This window comes from Shewanella mytili (assembly GCF_046765975.1).
GTDB classification, from domain to species: Bacteria; Pseudomonadota; Gammaproteobacteria; order Enterobacterales; family Shewanellaceae; genus Shewanella; species Shewanella mytili.
The window spans coordinates 203904-222958 of record NZ_JBKOUD010000003.1; the positions used below are offsets into that span (position 1 = coordinate 203904).

17 protein-coding genes are annotated in these 19055 nt (G+C 52.8%); 13 read left to right on the forward strand and 4 right to left on the reverse strand.

What is annotated here, in order from left to right; translation table 11 throughout:
• Positions 1–26: 26 nt before the first annotated feature.
• Positions 27–335, reverse strand: coding sequence for an ATP-dependent Clp protease adapter ClpS (gene clpS / locus ACIDEJ_RS05265; protein ID WP_411987037.1), 309 nt, complete (start codon positions 333–335; stop codon positions 27–29).
• A gap of 346 nt (positions 336–681) precedes the next feature.
• On the opposite strand from clpS, the gene cspD reads away from it, so the two are divergent.
• A complete protein-coding gene (cspD, locus tag ACIDEJ_RS05270) occupies positions 682–888 on the forward strand; it encodes a cold shock domain-containing protein CspD (RefSeq protein ID WP_411987038.1) in 207 nt (68 codons plus the stop codon).
• A 70-nt stretch (positions 889–958) separates the two neighbouring features.
• Here cspD and ACIDEJ_RS05275 read toward each other — a convergent pair whose 3' ends face one another.
• Positions 959–3184 carry an NADP-dependent isocitrate dehydrogenase gene (locus ACIDEJ_RS05275; protein WP_411987039.1) on the reverse strand — a complete coding sequence of 742 codons (2226 nt, stop codon included), beginning with the start codon at positions 3182–3184 and terminating at the stop codon, positions 959–961.
• A 265-nt stretch (positions 3185–3449) separates the two neighbouring features.
• Here ACIDEJ_RS05275 and ACIDEJ_RS05280 point away from each other — a divergent pair, with 265 nt between their 5' ends.
• The 6 genes from ACIDEJ_RS05280 to ACIDEJ_RS05305 all read left to right on the forward strand — a co-directional run bounded on the left by ACIDEJ_RS05280 (position 3450) and on the right by ACIDEJ_RS05305 (position 9156).
• Positions 3450–4166: a pseudouridine synthase gene (locus ACIDEJ_RS05280; RefSeq protein ID WP_411987040.1), complete on the forward strand. Its 717-nt coding sequence runs from the start codon at positions 3450–3452 to the stop codon at positions 4164–4166.
• Positions 4163–4660: an NUDIX hydrolase gene (locus ACIDEJ_RS05285; RefSeq protein WP_411987041.1), complete on the forward strand. Its 498-nt coding sequence runs from the start codon at positions 4163–4165 to the stop codon at positions 4658–4660. The genes ACIDEJ_RS05280 and ACIDEJ_RS05285 overlap by 4 nt, the downstream gene beginning before the upstream one ends.
• A 159-nt stretch (positions 4661–4819) precedes the next feature.
• Positions 4820–5935 carry a tRNA 2-thiouridine(34) synthase MnmA gene (gene mnmA / locus ACIDEJ_RS05290; RefSeq protein WP_411987042.1) on the forward strand — a complete coding sequence of 372 codons (1116 nt, stop codon included), beginning with the start codon at positions 4820–4822 and terminating at the stop codon, positions 5933–5935.
• Positions 5936–5938: 3 nt separating this feature from the next.
• Positions 5939–6556, forward strand: a complete 618-nt coding sequence (hflD, locus tag ACIDEJ_RS05295) for a high frequency lysogenization protein HflD (RefSeq protein WP_411987043.1) — start codon at positions 5939–5941, stop codon at positions 6554–6556.
• Positions 6557–6582: 26 nt separating this feature from the next.
• Positions 6583–7953, forward strand: a complete 1371-nt coding sequence (gene purB / locus ACIDEJ_RS05300) for an adenylosuccinate lyase (protein ID WP_411987044.1) — start codon at positions 6583–6585, stop codon at positions 7951–7953.
• Positions 7954–8016: 63 nt separating this feature from the next.
• Positions 8017–9156 carry a ribosomal protein uL16 3-hydroxylase gene (locus ACIDEJ_RS05305; protein ID WP_411987045.1) on the forward strand — a complete coding sequence of 380 codons (1140 nt, stop codon included), beginning with the start codon at positions 8017–8019 and terminating at the stop codon, positions 9154–9156.
• A gap of 126 nt (positions 9157–9282) precedes the next feature.
• Here the strand turns inward: ACIDEJ_RS05305 and ACIDEJ_RS05310 are convergent, their stop codons facing one another.
• Entirely contained in the window at positions 9283–9888 is a 606-nt protein-coding gene (locus ACIDEJ_RS05310; RefSeq protein WP_411987046.1) for a peroxiredoxin C, read from the reverse strand.
• A 276-nt stretch (positions 9889–10164) separates the two neighbouring features.
• Between ACIDEJ_RS05310 and ACIDEJ_RS05315 the strand changes: the two genes are divergently transcribed.
• Entirely contained in the window at positions 10165–11496 is a 1332-nt protein-coding gene (locus tag ACIDEJ_RS05315) for a Na+/H+ antiporter family protein (RefSeq protein ID WP_411987047.1), read from the forward strand.
• Positions 11497–11576: 80 nt separating this feature from the next.
• Here the strand turns inward: ACIDEJ_RS05315 and upp are convergent, their stop codons facing one another.
• Positions 11577–12203, reverse strand: coding sequence for a uracil phosphoribosyltransferase (upp, locus tag ACIDEJ_RS05320; protein ID WP_411987048.1), 627 nt, complete (start codon positions 12201–12203; stop codon positions 11577–11579).
• Between the two features lie 248 nt (positions 12204–12451).
• Here upp and purM point away from each other — a divergent pair, with 248 nt between their 5' ends.
• From purM to asnB, 5 genes are all read left to right on the forward strand, one after another.
• Complete coding sequence (gene purM / locus ACIDEJ_RS05325; RefSeq protein WP_411987049.1) at positions 12452–13489, forward strand: phosphoribosylformylglycinamidine cyclo-ligase; 1038 nt, start codon at positions 12452–12454, stop codon at positions 13487–13489.
• Complete coding sequence (gene purN, locus ACIDEJ_RS05330) at positions 13486–14130, forward strand: phosphoribosylglycinamide formyltransferase (RefSeq protein WP_411987107.1); 645 nt, start codon at positions 13486–13488, stop codon at positions 14128–14130. Before purM ends, purN begins: the two co-directional genes overlap by 4 nt.
• A 271-nt stretch (positions 14131–14401) precedes the next feature.
• Complete coding sequence (locus tag ACIDEJ_RS05335; protein ID WP_411987050.1) at positions 14402–15160, forward strand: HAD-IIA family hydrolase; 759 nt, start codon at positions 14402–14404, stop codon at positions 15158–15160.
• 145 nt (positions 15161–15305) lie between these two features.
• On the forward strand, positions 15306–16940 hold the full coding sequence (locus tag ACIDEJ_RS05340) for a M28 family metallopeptidase (RefSeq protein WP_411987051.1): 1635 nt from the start codon (positions 15306–15308) through the stop codon (positions 16938–16940).
• Positions 16941–17300: 360 nt separating this feature from the next.
• Positions 17301–18962: an asparagine synthase B gene (gene asnB / locus ACIDEJ_RS05345; RefSeq protein ID WP_411987052.1), complete on the forward strand. Its 1662-nt coding sequence runs from the start codon at positions 17301–17303 to the stop codon at positions 18960–18962.
• The last annotated feature ends 93 nt before the right edge of the window (positions 18963–19055 follow it).

Below are 19055 nucleotides of genomic sequence, written 5' to 3' on the forward strand. Positions count from 1 at the left end.
CCCCCTAACCACAGTGATAAGCTTATTTACGCTTTCTCTAAAGAACACAGTAACGGATGTTGGTTTTGCCTGGCAAATTGATTTACCTGAACCACTTTGGTTTCAGCAATACCAAACGGATACAGCCCGCATATTGCCTTGCCTTGATGGTGCACCATCAACATTAAATCTGTGGCCTCCTGTTCATTTTTACCAAAAAATAACTGTAAGACATTTACCACAAAATCCATTGGGGTGTAGTCATCATTATTCAAAATAACCTTGTACATCGGCGGAGGTTGCAGCTCCTGCTCAACACCGCTTTCCAACTGTTCTATCTGACCACTTCTACTCATATTCAATACTAGCCTCTGTCCGTTCCCCATACCAATTATCGGGTCAGCAGCCTGCCGGAAAATAAACTCGTTTCGGCTTTCACTATAACGCGCATCCCACAAAATTGTCTAAGCGGATTAAGGGATAGATAAGGGCAATCCCCCGTCCATTCAATCCTTGCACCCGCACAATTGCAGGGGTCATGCCTTATCGCTGAAAATTTCATCTGGTTCATGTTGATTTTTTGTTAACTTACTCTTGACTTCACTTACAACTGCTTACATCCTGTACAGCGAGTGGTAAATAACCAATACCTATTATTGGTTATTTAATGGGACGCTGACATAGATAGAAGGAAGTAGATGTATGGCAAATGGGACTGTGAAATGGTTCAACAACGCCAAAGGATTCGGGTTTATTTGCCCCGATGAAGGTGGTGAGGATGTTTTTGCACACTATTCAACCATAGATATGGACGGCTATCGTACATTGAAAGCTGGCCAACCCGTTGAATTTGAGGTTGAGAAAGGCCCAAAAGGCATGCATGCCTCGTCCATCTCTCCCATCAAGTAATCCGATAATGTTTTAAAGAAAAGGCGGGAGCAATCCCGCCTTTTACTTTTTCAGCCGCAAAGCTTCTCTATCATGCCTGCATGATGGCATTCAATGTGGCGCTTGGGCGCATGGCTGCCGCGGCCTGCTGTTGATCAGGACGATAATAGCCCCCCATATCCACAGCATTTCCCTGAACTTCATTCAACTCAGCCACAATCTGGGCTTCCTGTGCATTCAGTGCTGCTGCCAGCGGCGCGAAATGGTGCTGCAACTCGGCATCATCATGCTGCGTGGCCAAGGCATTGGCCCAGTATTGTGCCAGGAAGTAATGGCTGCCCCGGTTATCCAGCTCACCCACTTTGCGTGAGGGTGACTTGTTGTTGTCAAGAAACTCTCCAATGGCTTTATCCAGACAGTCGGCCAGCACCTGTGCCTTGCCGTTGCCGGTGATCTGGCTAAGGTGCTCAAGCGAAGCCCCCAGTGCCAAAAATTCGCCCAGTGAATCCCAACGCAGGTGGTTTTCGCCCAAAAATTGCTGTACGTGCTTGGGCGCACTGCCACCGGCACCGGTTTCAAACAAACCGCCGCCGTTCATCAGTGGCACAATGGAAAGCATCTTGGCACTGGTGCCCAATTCCAGGATCGGGAACAAGTCGGTCAGGTAATCACGCAACACATTGCCGGTAACGGAGATGGTGTCTTTCCCGGCTTTCATGCGAGTCAGTGACAAACGGGCTGCCGCGGTGGGCGACAGGATCTGGATATCAAGGCCACTGGTGTCTTCCTCAGCCAGATAGGTGTTCACCTTGGCAATCACCTGGGCGTCATGGGCCCGGTTTTCATCCAGCCAGAATACCGCTGGCGTATCCGACAAACGTGCGCGGCGCACGGCCAGTTTCACCCAGTCACGGATGGGCGCATCCTTGGCCTGGCACATGCGCCAGATATCACCCTGCTCCACTTCGTGCAGCATCAGCACATCGCCTGCACTGTTCAGGACTTTCACCACACCGGTGGCCGGGATTTCAAACGTCTTGTCGTGGCTGCCGTATTCCTCGGCTTTTTGCGCCATCAGGCCTACGTTAGGCACCGTGCCCATGGTGGCCGGGTCAAACGCCCCGTGTTCTTTACAGAAGTTGATGGCTTCTTCATAAACCCCGGCATAGCAGCGATCCGGGATCATGGCTTTAATGTCATGCAACTGGCCATCAGGGCCCCACATTTTACCGCCAGCGCGGATTGCCGCAGGCATGGAGGCATCAATAATCACATCGCTTGGCACGTGCAGGTTGGTGATGCCCTTGTCAGAGTTGACCATTGCCAGAGGGGGCTGCGCCTGATAAATGGCGGCGATATCCGCCTCAATGGCATTGCGCTGGGTGGATGGCAGCTCGGCGATGCGGGTCATCACGTCACCAAAGCCGTTATTCACATCCACGCCAAGGGCTTTAAAGGTATCGCCGTATTTGGCAAACAGCGCTTTGTAGAACACTTTCACCGCATGACCAAACAAGACGGGATCAGACACCTTCATCATGGTGGCTTTCAGGTGCAGCGACAGCAGAACACCTTCAGTTTTAGCCGCGGCAATCTCTTTTTCATAAAAGGCGCTAAGTTCGCGCACGTTCATGACGGAAGCATCAATAATTTCACCGGCCAGCAGTTTGAGGCTGGGTTTCAAGGTGAGCTGATGGCCATCATTCTGTTCCAGTACAATGGAGATGGTGTCAGCAGCCGCCATGGTGACCGATTTTTCACTGCCGTAAAAATCGCCGTGTTCCATGTATGCCACATGAGACTTGGAGTCCTTGCTCCAGGCACCCATGGAATGGGGATGCTTGCGGGCATACTGTTTTACCGATGCCGGGGCGCGGCGATCAGAGTTACCTTCGCGCAATACGGGGTTTACCGCACTGCCCTTGATTTTATCGTAACGGGCTTTGACCTCTTTTTCTTCGGCGCTAGCGGGCTCTTCCGGATAATCGGGCAAGGCATAGCCCTTTTCCTGGAGCTCTTTGATGCAGGCTTTCAGTTGGGGAATGGAGGCGCTGATATTGGGCAATTTGATGATGTTGGCTTCAGGGGTCATGGCCAACGCCCCCAGCTCCGCCAGGTGATCGCCAATGCGCTGTGCGTCAGTTAAACGTTCAGGGAATGCGGCTATCACACGGGCAGACAATGAGATATCACGGGTTTCAACGTTGATACCGGCAGCTTTGGTGAAGGTTTGAATGATGGGCAAGAGTGACAGCGTCGCCAACGCAGGCGCTTCATCTGTTTCCGTATAGATGATGGTGGGAGTTTTATCGGTCATTTTGGGTCCTACGCTTGTTTGCAAGAAAAAGAGACAACGGCTTCCTGTTGACGATGCTGTCTCCGTTATTCATCAAAAACGCTTTATCAATTGATGCGACAAGATTCTGGATCTTTAAAAACGGGGTTTGGATCACATTTTGGCAAACATCATAGAGCATTCTGCGCAAGATTCAAATGCCAACGCGCAGTGGTTATCTTTAGGGAAATGCCGGCGCTGTGTTAGCATTGTGCCCAGTTTCCATTTAGCGAGTTTTCTTTGCGTCATGAAGCCCCGCGCCAAACGCCCGCCAACCCGTTGCAACGCGGGTAAATCATCCACAGCAGGTTCCTCCCAAGGCATCCGCCACGGTCGTTACGGCAAATCAGCCAGCATCAGCGCCGCAGACACCAAAGTGGTGCTGTTTAACAAGCCCTATGACGTGTTGTGCCAGTTTACCGATGATGGTGGTCGCCAGACGTTAAAGGCCTTTATCGATGAACCCGGCATTTATGCCGCCGGGCGGCTTGACCGTGACAGCGAAGGGTTACTGCTGCTGACCAATAACGGCCAGTTACAGGCCAAACTCACCGCTCCCCGGCGCCATACCTACAAAACCTACTGGGTACAAGTGGAGGGAGAAATCACCGAGGCGGCCATGGCCAAATTACGCCAAGGCGTACAACTGAAAGACGGCATGACCTTGCCCGCCCGGGTACGCAGGCTTCAAGCACCAGCAGTATGGCCGCGGGTGCCCCCCATCCGCGAGCGTAAATCCGTGCCAGACAGCTGGCTGGAAATCCAAATCCGCGAAGGACGCAACCGACAGGTACGGCGAATGACCGCCCATGTGGGATTTCCCACCCTGCGCTTAATCCGTTATGCCATTGGCCATCATGCACTGCAATACAATGGCACACTGCTGGCCAGCGGAGCGCTGCGCTCACTGACGCATCAGGAAATTCAAGCCCTGCTCACCACCATGGACGTGAAACAGCCATGAGCAACCGCGCAACCGCTACCCCTGACCGTTATCGGCCAAACGTGACGGTGGCCTGCGTTATTGAGGCCGAAAACAGATTTCTGCTGGTGGAAGAATGGATTGACGGCGAGCAAAAATTCAACCAGCCTGCCGGACATCTGGAGGCAGGCGAAACCCTTTCCCACGCCTGTGCCCGGGAGGTACACGAAGAAACCGGGCTCATCATCACCCCGCAACATCTGCTGCGCATTGATCAGTTCAGCGCCAGCCCGGCACTGGCGTTTTTGCGCTTCACCTTTGGCTGCCAGCTGTCCTGCTGCCAGGCAAGCATGCCTCAAGATAGCGCCATCAGTGCCACCCACTGGCTCAGTTATGACGAAATTTGCCAACGCAGCCCCCGCTTGCGCAGCCCGTTGGTGATGGAGGCCATTCACAGTTACCAACAGGGCCAGCGTTACCCGTTATCACTGCTCAGCAGCCAGTTTCTGGCATTAGCGGGCAACGCCAAGCCGTGATAGAATACGCCACCAATTATTCGGGTCAGAGATCATGCGGTTACCATTAACTCATTGAGTGGCAACCGACTTTTATCTTGCCTGCCCAAGTACAAACAAAAAGTACCAACAGGCAACGCCCCTTGGCCCTGTGTTATGTTGAATGGTGAAACGGCTTTTATGACATTTATCGATCCCAATCCTTCTGCAAAAAAAGTTATTGTCGGCATGTCTGGCGGCGTTGACTCCTCGGTATCGGCCTACCTGCTCAAACAGCAGGGATATCAGGTGGAAGGGCTGTTCATGAAAAACTGGGAAGAAGACGATAACAGCGAATATTGCTCCGCCGCGGCAGATCTTAAAGATGCACAGGCCGTCTGCGACAAGCTGGGCATCAAGCTGCATACCGTCAACTTTGCCGCCGAATACTGGGACAACGTGTTTGAATATTTCCTGGCGGAATACAAAGCCGGCCGCACCCCCAATCCGGACATCATGTGCAACAAGGAAATCAAGTTCAAAGCCTTCCTGGATTTTGCCGATGACATTCTGGACGCCGATTACATTGCCATGGGGCATTACGTACGTCGCGGGGAGCACAACGGCAAAGTCACCCTGCTGCGCGGCGCTGATGGCAACAAGGATCAGAGTTATTTCCTGTATACCCTGAGCCATGAGCAGCTGTCCCGCAGCCTGTTTCCCGTAGGGGATATCGAAAAGCCGCAAGTGCGGGAAATTGCCCAGCAACAAGGGCTGGTCACCGCCAACAAAAAAGACAGTACCGGCATCTGTTTTATCGGTGAGCGAAAATTCAGTGAATTTCTCAGCCGTTACCTGCCTGCCCAACCCGGCAACATCGAAACCGTGGACGGCGAGGTGATTGGCCACCATCAGGGATTGATGTACCACACCCTCGGCCAGCGCAAGGGCCTTGGCATCGGCGGCACCAAAGACGGCAATGACGACCCGTGGTACACAGTGGACAAAGACCTTGAGCGCAACGTGCTGATTGTGGCACAAGGCCATAATCACCCCCGGTTGATGTCCTGCGGCCTGGTGGCCCACCAACTGCACTGGGTGGATAGACAAGGCCCGGCCGATGGCCAGCAACTGACCGTAAAAACCCGTTACCGGCAGCCAGACATCCCCTGCAAGATTCACTATAATGGCAAGGGTGAAATCCGGGTGATGTTCGACCATCCGGTTGCGGCTGTTACTCCGGGGCAATCAGCGGTATTCTATGACGGTGAAATCTGCCTCGGTGGCGGCATAATCGACAGTCTGATAAGAGAATAATCAGTGAACACTCTGCACGACAGAACCATGGCCCTGGCCGCAACCCTGCAAGCCATTGCACAGGTTCAGCATATCGCCCGTCATGGCGAAACCGACAACGAACAGATGGCGGCGGCCCTCAACACCATCGTGGTCACGGACCCAGACAATATTGATGATATCTATCCCGATAAAAACGTACTGGCCAACGGTTACCGCTGGATAATCAACCAACTGGGCAACACCCCGCAAAAAGATGCCGAAATTACCCGTTACCTGGTGGGGCTGCTGGCGCTGGAGCGCAAGCTCAGCCGCAACAATGCCGCATTGGGGGTGATGTCCGAGCGGATTGGACAACTGCAGCGGCAATTGCAGCATTTTGCCATTACCGATGAACAGGTCGTGGCCAACATTGCCGACATCTACAGTGAAGTCATCAGCAACCTCGGGCCCAAAATCCAGATTTCCGGCAACCCCCATACCCTGCAACAAAAGCAGGTACAGAATAAAATACGCGCATTGCTGCTGGCGGCCATGCGCAGCGCCGTGCTTTGGCGACAACTGGGCGGGAAACGCCGACAACTGGTGTTATTTCGCAAAGTGATTGTTGATACGGCCATAAAAAGCCTCTCCCTACATTAAAAGTCGAGTTCATCAAGGAGCTTATAATGGATCTTTCCGCACTGACGGCTATTTCACCCGTTGACGGACGCTATGGTAATAAAACCGCCGATCTTCGGGGGATATTCAGCGAGTACGGTCTTAGCAAATATCGTGTACAGGTAGAAATCAACTGGCTGAAACTGCTCTCCAGCTGCCCTGACATCGAAGAAGTCCCACCATTCAGTGAACAAGCTCTGGTGCTGCTGGATAACATTCGTGACAACTTCAGCGTTGAAGACGCCCAGCGGGTAAAAACCATTGAAGCCACCACCAATCACGATGTGAAAGCGGTGGAATACTTCATCAAGGAAAAAATCGCCGATAACGCCGAGCTGCACGCCGTAAGTGAATTTGTGCACTTTGCCTGCACCTCTGAAGACATCAACAACCTGTCTCACGGGCTGATGCTCACCGAGGCCCGCAATCAGGTACTGTTGCCGTACTGCCGCAAAATCACGGATGCGGTAAAAGCGCTGGCTGCTGCCTACAAATGCGTGCCGTTAATGTCCCGCACTCACGGACAACCCGCCTCGCCGTCCACACTGGGCAAAGAGATGGCCAACGTGGTGATGCGTCTGGAACGGCAATTGCGCCAGATTGAAGCCGTGGAAATCATGGGCAAAATCAACGGCGCGGTAGGCAACTACAACGCCCATCTGTCAGCCTATCCGCAAGTGGACTGGCATGCCCTGTCCCAGCGTTTTGTCACCAGTTTGGGGCTGCACTGGAATCCTTATACCACCCAGATTGAACCCCACGACTACATTGCCGAGCTGTTTGATGCCGTGGCCCGCTTTAACACCATTCTGATGGACTTTGACCGGGACATCTGGGGTTATATCGCCCTTGGCCATTTCAAGCAAAAAACCATTGCCGGGGAAATCGGCTCATCCACCATGCCCCATAAAGTCAATCCCATCGACTTTGAAAACTCCGAAGGCAACCTGGGCGTTGCCAATGCGCTGATGCACCATCTGGCCGCCAAGCTGCCCCTTTCACGCTGGCAGCGGGATCTGACCGACTCCACCGTATTGCGTAATCTGGGCGTGGGATTTGCCCATTCCCTGATTGCCTATCAGGCCACCCTGAAAGGCATTAGCAAGCTGGAAGTCAACGAAGCCCATCTGCGCGATGAACTGGACCATAACTGGGAAGTGCTGGCTGAACCGGTACAAACCGTCATGCGCCGTTACGGCATTGAAAAGCCTTATGAAAAGCTCAAGGAACTGACCCGTGGCAAACGCATTGATGCCGCACAGCTTGCCACATTCATTGACAATCTGGCCTTGCCGGATGAGGTAAAAGCCGAACTCAAACAGCTCACCCCTGCCACCTATATCGGCCGGGCGGAAGCCTTGGTTGACGACTTGAAATAATCCTCAATACGGGGATCACGGGCGGTGCCGACAGGTACCGCCTTTTTTAATGGGGACTGCAACATGTACCAACTCTCTATCAATCAAACCGCGTTTTTGCAGAATACCTGGCAAAAAAAGCCACAGGTCTTCCGGCAAGCATTCAAGCATTTTGCCGATCCCATCAGTGCTGACGAGTTGGCCGGCCTGGCCTGCGAAGAGGAAGTGGCCTCCCGCATCGTGCTTACCACAGAGCAAGGGAACAACTGGCAAGTACTCAACGGCCCCTTTACCGATTATGGCCAATATGGTGAACAAAACTGGCAATTGCTGGTGCAGGCGCTGAATCACTGGTATCCGGACTGCCAACCATTAATTGAAGCGTTCCGCTTTCTGCCGGACTGGCGCTTTGACGACTTGATGGCCTCCTTTGCCACCCCCGGTGGCGGCGTTGGCCCCCATATTGACCAGTACGACGTGTTCATCATTCAAGGCGAAGGCCGCCGGCGCTGGACAGTAGGCGATACAGGTTGCCACCAGCAACGAGGCGGTGCCACCACCTCGCCCCTGATTGAAAACTTCACACCGATAATTGATGAAATCCTCGAACCCGGCGACATGCTGTACATTCCGCCAGGCTTTCCGCATCAGGGCTTTACCCTGACCCAGGCCATGTCTTACTCCATCGGCTTCAGGGCGCCAAGTCAGCAAGAGCTGTTATCCTCCATGGCCGATTACCTGATTGACCATAACCAGGGGCAGCAACGCTTTACCTCTACCGCCGAGCCGCAACAGCCTGGCATGGTGCCTGCTGCCCAGCAGCAAGGGCTGCTGGCACTCTTAAGTGAACTTGCCAACGCCCCCCAGCTTTACCAGCCCATGCTGGGAAAGCTCCTCAGCCAGAACCGCTTCGAGTTGGATTTGTGTGAAGGCGAAACCCTCAGCGCCAAAGAACTGCAACAGGCCCTGCAGGAGGGTGCCATCATCAGCCGCATTGGCGGCCTGAAAGTGTTGTTACTGGAAAACGACAGCGAGTCACGGCTGTTCATCAATGGTGAAAGTTTTGCCTTTGCCACCGCAGATTTGCCCCATGCACAAACACTGACCAACCTGACCAGCATCCATAGTGACACGGCGCTTGGCATGCTGCAAAGTGAGGGGATGTGTTGCCTGTTGCGACAACTGCTGGCACAGGGTTATTACTATCTGGCGGATGATGAGTGATCCCGCGCCAGACACATACTGAGTACGGGTACGTCATCTTAATGTACCCATAATGCACATAAAAAAGCCACCTGCATCACAGGTGGCTTTTGGTATCAGTACGCTAGCAGGCTAACGCCAAGACAATTACAGGTTGTCGGCGTTTTCGGCCAGGTAGGCAGCAACGCCTTCTGGACTGTCTTTCATGCCTTTTTCACCCTTCTGCCAACCGGCTGGGCAAACTTCACCGTGTTCTTCATGGAACTGCAGGGCATCAATCATGCGCAGCATTTCATCCACGTTACGGCCCAGTGGCAAGTCGTTCACCACCTGATGGCGCACAACGCCTTCTTTGTCAATCAGGAATGAACCACGGAAAGCCACACCGGCTTCAGGATGTTCCACATCGTAGGCTTTACAGATTTCATGGCGTACGTCAGCCACCATGGTGTACCGTACCGGGCCAATCCCGCCTTGATCCACTGGCGTATTACGCCATGCGTTATGGGTAAACTGGGAATCGATGGATACCCCAATCACTTCCACGCCACGTTTCTTGAATTCTTCCAAACGGTGATCAAAGGCGATCAACTCAGATGGACATACAAAAGTGAAGTCCATTGGGTAGAAAAACACTACTGCTGGTTTTCCTTTGATTGCGGCAGTCAGATTGAAGTTGTCAACAATTTCACCAGTTCCCAGCACTGCTGCTGCAGTAAAATCAGGGGCCGGACGGCTTACTAATACGCCCATTATATTTCCTCCATCTATGGATTGAGTAGTGACTTGCAAATCCGCTTTAACTGACAAGCATTATAAAACCTGCCGATTAACTCACAACCTATATATGATCGATATCACTTTTTTCAAGGGTAAAGCGGACGGTTTGCTGAATTATCAAACATTCCCCCTTGCCCTTACCCGAAAAAGCACGATAGGCAATAAATGTAACCATTTTATTACCTGACGCTTTACAGGGCCGTTACAGATCCCGACAATACGCTTTTTACAAAAACCATCTGTTTTAATATGAATGCTGTTGTTATTGCCGTATGTCTGATGCTGGCGCTGAGCATCCTGCGGGTTAATGTGGTCATTGCCTTGACCATCAGTGCGCTGGCCGCTGGCCTGCTGGGGGAAATGGGATTAAACGAGACCATTGCCGCCTTTAATACCGGCCTGGGGGGCGGCGCCCAAATCGCCCTCAGTTACGCCCTGTTAGGCGCCTTTGCGGTGGCGCTGTCCCACTCGGGGCTTACCAGCATGATTTCCGGCTCGGTCATCCATTTGCTGGGACAGGAGCAAAGCAGTCGCAATCAGAAGATAGTCAAAGCCTCTTTGTTGCTGGCGCTGCTGGCCATGGCCATCAGCTCCCAAAACCTGCTGCCCATCCACATTGCGTTTATTCCCATTCTGATCCCGCCGTTACTGCAGTTGATGACTCAACTGCGGCTGGATCGCCGCGTGGTTTCCTGTGTGCTAACCTTTGGGCTGGTCACCACTTACATGGTGCTGCCAGTGGGTTTTGGCGGCATTTTCCTGAATGACATTCTGCTGGCCAACCTCAACCATAACGGTTTGTCGGTAACGGCAGCGGACATTCCCGCCGCCATGCTGCTACCGGCTGCAGGCATGTTGCTTGGCTTGTTGGTGGCGGTGTTCATCTCTTATCGCAAACCCCGGGATTACCGGATGCCCGCGGCGCAGAACGGCCTGCCCACCAGCCAGCCCCAGACGGACAATCCCAAGCGCAACATCGTGATCGCCATTGTTGCCATCATCACCACATTATTGGTGCAACTGTATACCGAATCGATGATATTCGGCGCCTTGGCAGGCTTCATGATTTTCAGCGTTACCGGTGTGCTCAAGCACAGTGACAATGAAGACATTTTTAATCGTGGCGTGCGCATGATGGCCAATATCGGGTTCATCATGATTGCGGCATCCGGTTTTGCGGCAGTGGTCAACCAAACCGGTGAAGTGGCCTCGCTGGTTAATGCCATTGGCGAGCTGATTGGCAATAACAAATCCCTGGCGGCGTTTTTGATGCTGATTGTGGGGCTGCTGATCACCATGGGGATTGGCTCGTCGTTTTCCACCATTCCGATTATTGCCACCATTTATGTGCCACTGGCGCTGCATTTCGGATTCTCGGCCCCTGCGGTGATTGCCCTGGTGGGCACTGCTGCGGCGTTGGGCGATGCAGGCTCTCCGGCATCTGACTCCACCCTGGGGCCCACGTCCGGGCTGAATGCGGATGGTCAGCATGATCATATCCGTGACAGCGTTATCCCGACCTTTATCCATTACAACATCCCGCTGCTGATCTTCGGCTGGATAGCCGCCATGGTGTTGTAACCCGGCCTTCACGGAGCAGTGATAAAAAAACCGCGGACAATCCGCGGTTTTTTATTGGCTCACCATCGGTTTGTAGCCGATTATTTGGTACCGAAAATTTTGTCGCCGGCATCACCCAGACCAGGCAAAATGTAGCCTTGCTCATTCAGGTGATTATCAATGGAGGCGCAGTAAAGCTCCACATCCGGGTGGGCTTTTTCCAGTGCTTTCAACCCTTCTGGCGCAGCCACCAGCACCAGTGCCTTGATGGCGCTACAGCCGCGTTTTTTCAACAAGTCGATGGTGGCAATCATGGAGCCACCGGTTGCCAGCATGGGGTCAACCACCAGTGCCAAACGTTCGTCCAAGTCACTGGCCAGTTTTTCAAAATATGGCACGGGTTCCAGGGTTTCTTCGTCGCGGTACATGCCCACAACCGAAATTCTGGCACTGGGAATGTTTTCCAGCACGCCGTCCATCATGCCCAGACCTGCACGCAAAATGGGCACGACGGTCACTTTCTTGCCTTTGATTTGTTCCACTTCCACCGGACCATTCCACCCCTGGATGGTAACCGTTTCAGTTGCAAAATCGGCTGTTGCTTCGTAGGTTAACAAACTGCCCACCTCGGCGGCCAATTCACGAAAACGCTTAGTGCTGATGTCACCTTCACGCATCAGACCAATTTTGTGACGGACCAGTGGGTGTTTAACCTCGACAACTTTCATTGTGTATCTCCTGAGTTTTTGCAAGCGGGGAGCCGACCAAAGCAGGTTTTGCAGAGCCTGCACAAGCCAGGCTGATCCCGTGGATTTTAGTAGATTTACCCCCGAGGGAAAACAGAAAGTTTCAGTTTTAGGTCGATTCGTGAGCCATATCAGCGCGCTACTTGACCATCTTTGGCTTTCGACCCTTTTGGCAAACTGTTAGAATAGCGCCGCATAAAACCCCATAACCACGTACCCGAGAGGATCAAGTGAGTAATCCTACCCCACTGAGTTATAAAGATGCTGGTGTTGATATCGATGCCGGTAATGCTCTGGTCAGCAATATCAAGTCTGTTGTCAAACGCACCCACCGCCAAGAAGTGCTGGGTAATCTGGGTGGCTTTGGCGCGCTGTGCGAACTGCCAACCAAATACAAACATCCGGTACTGGTATCCGGTACTGATGGTGTCGGCACCAAATTGCGCCTGGCCATTGATTATCAAAAACACGACAGTGTTGGTATCGATTTGGTGGCCATGTGTGTCAATGACCTGATTGTACAAGGCGCCGAGCCGTTGTTCTTCCTGGATTACTACGCCACCGGGAAACTGGATGTCAACGCTGCCACCGCAGTGGTTACCGGTATCGGTGAAGGGTGTTTTCAGTCAGGCTGCGCGCTAATTGGCGGTGAAACCGCTGAAATGCCCGGCATGTATGAAGGCGCCGACTACGACTTGGCCGGTTTTTGCGTGGGTGTGGTGGAAAAAGACGCCATTATCGACGGCAGCCAGGTAAGTGATGGGGATGCATTGATTGCCCTGGGATCCAGCGGCCCCCACTCCAACGGTTATTCGCTGATCCGCAAGGTGCTGGAAGTCAGCCAGGCCGACCCGCAACAGTTGCTGCAGGGCAAACCGCTGATTGATCACCTGCTCGAACCTACCCGCATTTACGTGAAATCTTGCCTGAGTCTGCTGGAGCAGCACACGGTGCATGCCATGGCCCACATCACCGGCGGCGGCTTCTGGGAAAACATTCCCCGGGTACTGCCAGAAAACTGCAAAGCCGTGGTTAAAGGTGATTCTTGGCAGTGGCCAGCGGTATTTGAATGGTTGCAGAATAACGGCAATATCGACACCCACGAAATGTACCGCACCTTCAACTGCGGTGTGGGCATGGTGATTGTGGTGCCTAGCGAGCAGCTGGACAGTGCTCTGGCGCAGCTTCGCAGCAGCGGCGAAAATGCCTGGCATATTGGTGCAATAGCCAAACGCGATGCCGACGAAGAACAGGTGGAGATCATCTGATGTCAGTTTGTCGCGTGCTGGTATTGATTTCCGGCAATGGCAGTAATCTGCAAGCCATCATGGAGAGTGCCCTGCCCAAATCCCCCTATCAGGTAGTGGGTGTTATCAGCAACAAAGCGGATGCTTACGGTTTGACCAGAGCGGCTGCGGCAAATGTCGATAATCTGTGTGTGAGCGCCATGCCCGGTGAAAGCCGCACCGAATACGATAAACGCCTGGCTACCGCCATGGACAGCTTCAAGCCGGACTTGGTGGTGCTGGCCGGCTTTATGCGCATTCTTGGCGATGAGCTGGTGATGGCCTATCAAGGACGGATGATTAATATCCATCCGTCTTTGCTGCCAAAATTTACCGGCCTTGATACCCACCAGCGGGCCATTGATGCCGCCGAACCCGAGCATGGTGCCAGTGTGCACTTTGTCATTCCCCATCTGGATGCGGGCCCGGTGATTTTGCAGGCCAAAGTGCCGGTGTTTACTGATGACACCGCTGAAATGCTGGCCGCCAGGGTGCAAGAGCAAGAACATGCCATTTATCCCCTCGTGGTAAAATGGTTTGCCGAAGGCCGTTTGCAAATGCGCGATAACCATGCCTGGCTTGATGATAAGCCATTAGCGGCGATGGGATATGCCGCGGATTAAATAAGCCAACATTAACAGTGTCTTGCCAAGGGCACTGTTAATTTTCAACCTAGGGCGTTGCCCGCGAATTTCCCCCTTCTTTGCCGTTTCCCCTGTTCGCTTGTGCCGTATTGGCACCTCTTGCACTGCCTAGGCAGATATCTGCCCATTAATCGGGTTATCACCGAGAAATGCCAGCAGTACAATTGACAACTTACCCTGGTAACTTGTTAGATTGACCACTTGCCTTTAAGGCACCACTTGCAAGACAACATGGTTGTATGAGATGGCAATGAAAAATATTATCTGTGACATTGATGGCGTGCTGATGCACGATAATCAGCTCGTTCCCGGCAGCGACCAGTTCATTGCCCGCATTCTGAAACAGGGCAATCCGCTGGTAGTGCTGACCAATAATCCGGCACAAACGGGCAAAGACCTGCAAAATCGGCTGGCCATGGCCGGGATCCCCCAAATCCCCGAAGAATGTTTTTATACCTCGGCAATGGCCACCGCCAATTTCCTCAAACACCAAAATGGTGATAACAATGCCAAAGCCTATGTGATTGGTGAAGGCGCCTTAATCCATGAGTTGTATAACGCCGGCTTTACTATTACCGACATTAACCCGGATTTCGTGATTGTGGGAGAAACCCGCACCTACCATTGGGACATGATCCGCAAAGCCGCCACGCTGATTGCCCAGGGCGCTCGCTTTATCGCCACCAATCCGGATACTCATGGCCCCAGTTATGGCCCGGGCTGCGGCGCACTATGCGCGCCCATTGAGGTGATATCGGGTCACAAGCCTTTTTATGTGGGGAAACCCAGTCCACTGATTATCCGCTCTGCCCTCAACCACATGGGAGCCCATTCTGAAAACACGGTGATTATTGGCGATAACATGCGGACCGATATCCTGGCCGGTTTCCTGTCCGGGCTGGAAACCATTTTGGTACTCACCGGGGTTACCCGGGTGGAAGACATTCAACTGGAGCCGTTTCGCCCCAACCATATTTTCAACTGCGCGGCCGACATCGACGTACTCTGATGCCAAGGTTACACCGCTGACACATCGTGTAACATTACGATTACATAACACCTGTAAAAACGCGCGCATTTCCGCCATCATGCGTTGTAGGCGGGAATGTTCGCTGTCACTTCCCATGGTTTCCTTCCAGCAAACAGGATCTGTTATGCGTTTTGTGTACTCCCTTTGCCTGCTAACGCTGATAAGTGGCTGCAGTTACCAGCGCCAGCAGCCACCTGCAACCGTTCAGTTTGATGAGCAGCAGTATCGCCGCGATATCCAGCAGCTTTCTTCCGATGCTTTTGAAGGGCGTGCCCCCACCACCCATGGTGAGAAAATGACACTGGATTATCTGGTTAACGCTTTCAAAAACATGGGGATGCAGCCTGGTCCGGATGGCAGTTATTTGCAAAAAGTCCCCATGGTCAACTATACCGCCAGCGAGCAGCAGCAAGTCACGCTGGCTGGCATGCCGTTGCAATACCGCAAGGATATTGTGCTCAACAGCCGCCACGGACTGAAAAAAATCCAGATTGAACAGGCGCCTTTGGTGTTTGTGGGTTACGGCATCAACGCCCCGGAATACCAGTGGAATGACTATCAAGGGCTCGACATGACCGGCAAAATCGCCATCATTCTGGTGAACGACCCGGGATTCGCGGCGCCGGAAACCGGAAAGTTCACCGGCAAAATCATGACATACTACGGCCGCTGGACCTATAAATTTGAAGAAGCCAGCCGCCAGGGGGCATTGGGCGCCATTCTCATTCACCAGACTGACGCCGCCTCCTACCCTTGGTCGGTGGTAGAGCACAGCTGGACCGGCCCGCAGCAGGATTTGGCCACTACCTCAGACACACCACGGGTGCAGGTAGAAGGCTGGATGAGCCTGGCCAGTGCCACAGCCGTGTTTAAGCAATCGGGCCTGAAGCTGCAACAACTGCTGCACCGGGCCGCGAGGGAGCCGCTGCATATCGCCTTGAAGCAAAATGCCAGCATCCATTTTGCCAACCACAGCACCTATGCCGACAGCTACAATGTGGTGGCCACTCTCCCCGGCCAACAACGGGCCAATGAACATGTGTTATTTACCGGCCACTGGGACCATCTTGGCAAGGATGAATCCCTGAGCGGAGACAAGATTTTCAACGGTGCCATGGATAACGCCTCCGGTGTTGCCGGCATGCTGGCCCTCGCCCGCCAATACAGCGCTCAGGCAAAAGCCGGACACCCGCTACAGCGTTCACTGACATTTATCGCCACCACCGGAGAAGAGCAAGGGCTGCTGGGCTCCCGTTATTATGCGCAACACCCGCTCTACCCGCTGCAAAACACCATCGGGGTGTTCAATCTGGACAGCACCAACATTTATGGCCGCACCAAAGACTTCATCATTGTGGGAAAAGGTAAATCCGAGCTGGAACAGTACCTTGAAGCCGCTGTTAAGCGGCAGCAACGCCGAGTGGTCAGTGAGCGCCATCCGGAGTCCGGCGGATATTTTCGCTCAGATCATTTCAGTTTTGCCCAATATGGCGTGCCGGCAGCATTTTCAGGCGGCGGCAGTGAGCCCGTTGATGCGGCAACCGCCCGCTATAAAGCCAAGATGCAGCAGCAGATGAAAGGTTGCTACCATAATGTATGTGACCAATACCATGACAACTGGGATCTTGGCGGCGCACTGGAAGATTTAGCGGTGTATTACCACGCCGCTGCGAGCCTTGCAGACAGTGACGACAGGCCCGGATATTACCAAGGCACGGAGTTTTACCCCTTGCGTCCTGCAAGCCAGCATCAGCACTAATCTTTGCATTATCCCGTTCAGCGGCGCCAACGGGCGCCGCCATTCCTGTTCAAGCCGTTATTTTTCATACAAAAGTTGTATGTTTGTCAGTCAGTTAATCCATGGTGGCAACAATGGGCTTTTTGCTGCCACAGTGGAGATCCCCTAAAAGGATGCACCCGCCCAAAAGTAAAAAATAACAATCATTAAAAATATTTGTTTTTTATTGATGATTTTTTAGTTTTTTGCCGCATTTTGATAGATCATCTTTTAAATTAATCGTGGTTTTTATGTGTTTTCATAAAAATGAAACTTGGCTTTTGTCCGTAATAATGGCACAGTAACAACCAGTAATTGTTAGTGCTTCTGGAGTAGTTTTTTATGTGTTCAATTTTTGCCATTCTTGATATTCAGTCTGATGCGGCGGCACTGCGCCCTGTTGCCTTGGAAATGTCGAAACTGATGCGCCATCGTGGCCCGGACTGGTCGGGGATTTTTACTTCAGATAATGCCATTTTGGTTCATGAACGCCTGGCCATTGTGGATATAGAACACGGTGCCCAGCCACTGTATAGCGAAGATGGTTCGCTGGTACTGGCAGTAAACGGTGAGATTTACAACCATAAAGAACTGAAAGCCAAACTGGGTGATAAATACCATTACCAGACCAACTCCGATTGCGAAGTCATTCTGGCCCTGTATCAGGAATACGGCTGCGAATTCCTGGATATGCTCAACGGTATTTTTGCCTTTGTGCTGTACGACAAAAAACACAACCGCTACCTGGTGGGCCGCGATCATATCGGCATCATTCCGCTCTATACCGGACGGGATGCAGCAGGCAACTTTTATGTGGCCTCAGAGATGAAAGCGCTGATGCCTGTATGCAAAACCGTTGAGGTATTTGCCCCCGGCCAATACCTGCAAAGCGGCGCCGAACCTGTCACCTATTATCAGCGGGACTGGCGTGAGTACGATGCGGTAAAAGACAACCCGGCCAGCAAGGAAGAGTTGAAAGCCGCCCTTGAAGCCGCGGTAAAACGGCAGCTGATGTCAGATGTGCCATACGGGGTATTGTTGTCCGGCGGGCTCGACTCATCCGTCATCTCTGCCATCACCCAGACATATGCCAAGCGCCGCATTGAAGACAACGATGAATCCGGTGCCTGGTGGCCTCAGCTGCACTCCTTTGCCGTAGGCTTGAAAGGCGCCCCGGATTTGGTGGCCGCCCAAAAAGTGGCCGATGCCATTGGCACCATTCACCACGAAATTAACTTTACCTTCCAGGAAGGGCTTGATGCCATCAAGGATGTGATCTACCACCTGGAAACCTATGATGTCACCACCATCCGCGCCGCCACGCCCATGTATTTGATGGCACGTAAAATCAAGGCGATGGGAATAAAAATGGTGCTATCCGGTGAAGGTTCCGATGAACTGTTCGGCGGCTATCTCTACTTCCACAAAGCGCCCAATGCCCAGGCTTTCCATGAAGAATTGGTGCGCAAATTGGATAAACTGCATCTATATGACTGCCTGCGGGCCAACAAGGCCATGGCCTCTTGGGGACTGGAAGCCCGGGTGCCGTTTCTGGACAAAGAGTTCATGGATGTGGCCATGCGCATTAACCCTGAAGCCAAAATGTCCAAAGATGGCCGCATTGAAAAACACATTCTGCGGGAAGCCTTTGAAGACATGCTGCCATCAGAAGTGGCATGGCGGCAAAAGGAACAATTCAGTGACGGTGTGGGCTATTCCTGGATTGACGGTTTGAAAGAGCATGCCGCAGCCCAGGTGGATGATAAAGACCTGGCCAATGCCCATTTCCGCTTCCCTTACAACACGCCGGACACCAAAGAAGCCTATTTCTATCGTTGCTTCTTTGAAGAGATGTTCCCGCTGGAATCCGCCGCGCGCACGGTTCCCGGTGGCAAATCCGTCGCCTGCTCCACGCCGGAAGCGCTGGCCTGGGATGCCAGCTTACAAGGGGTTATCGACCCATCCGGCAGAGCGGTGCGTTCTGTCCACAGTGCCGCTTACTAAGCAACCGCTCAATCCGCGGCATTGCTTGCATAAGGTGATGCCCCGGCCTTGAAAAGATACCCCTTGGGGTAAACAACCCTGCATTTTGTACCA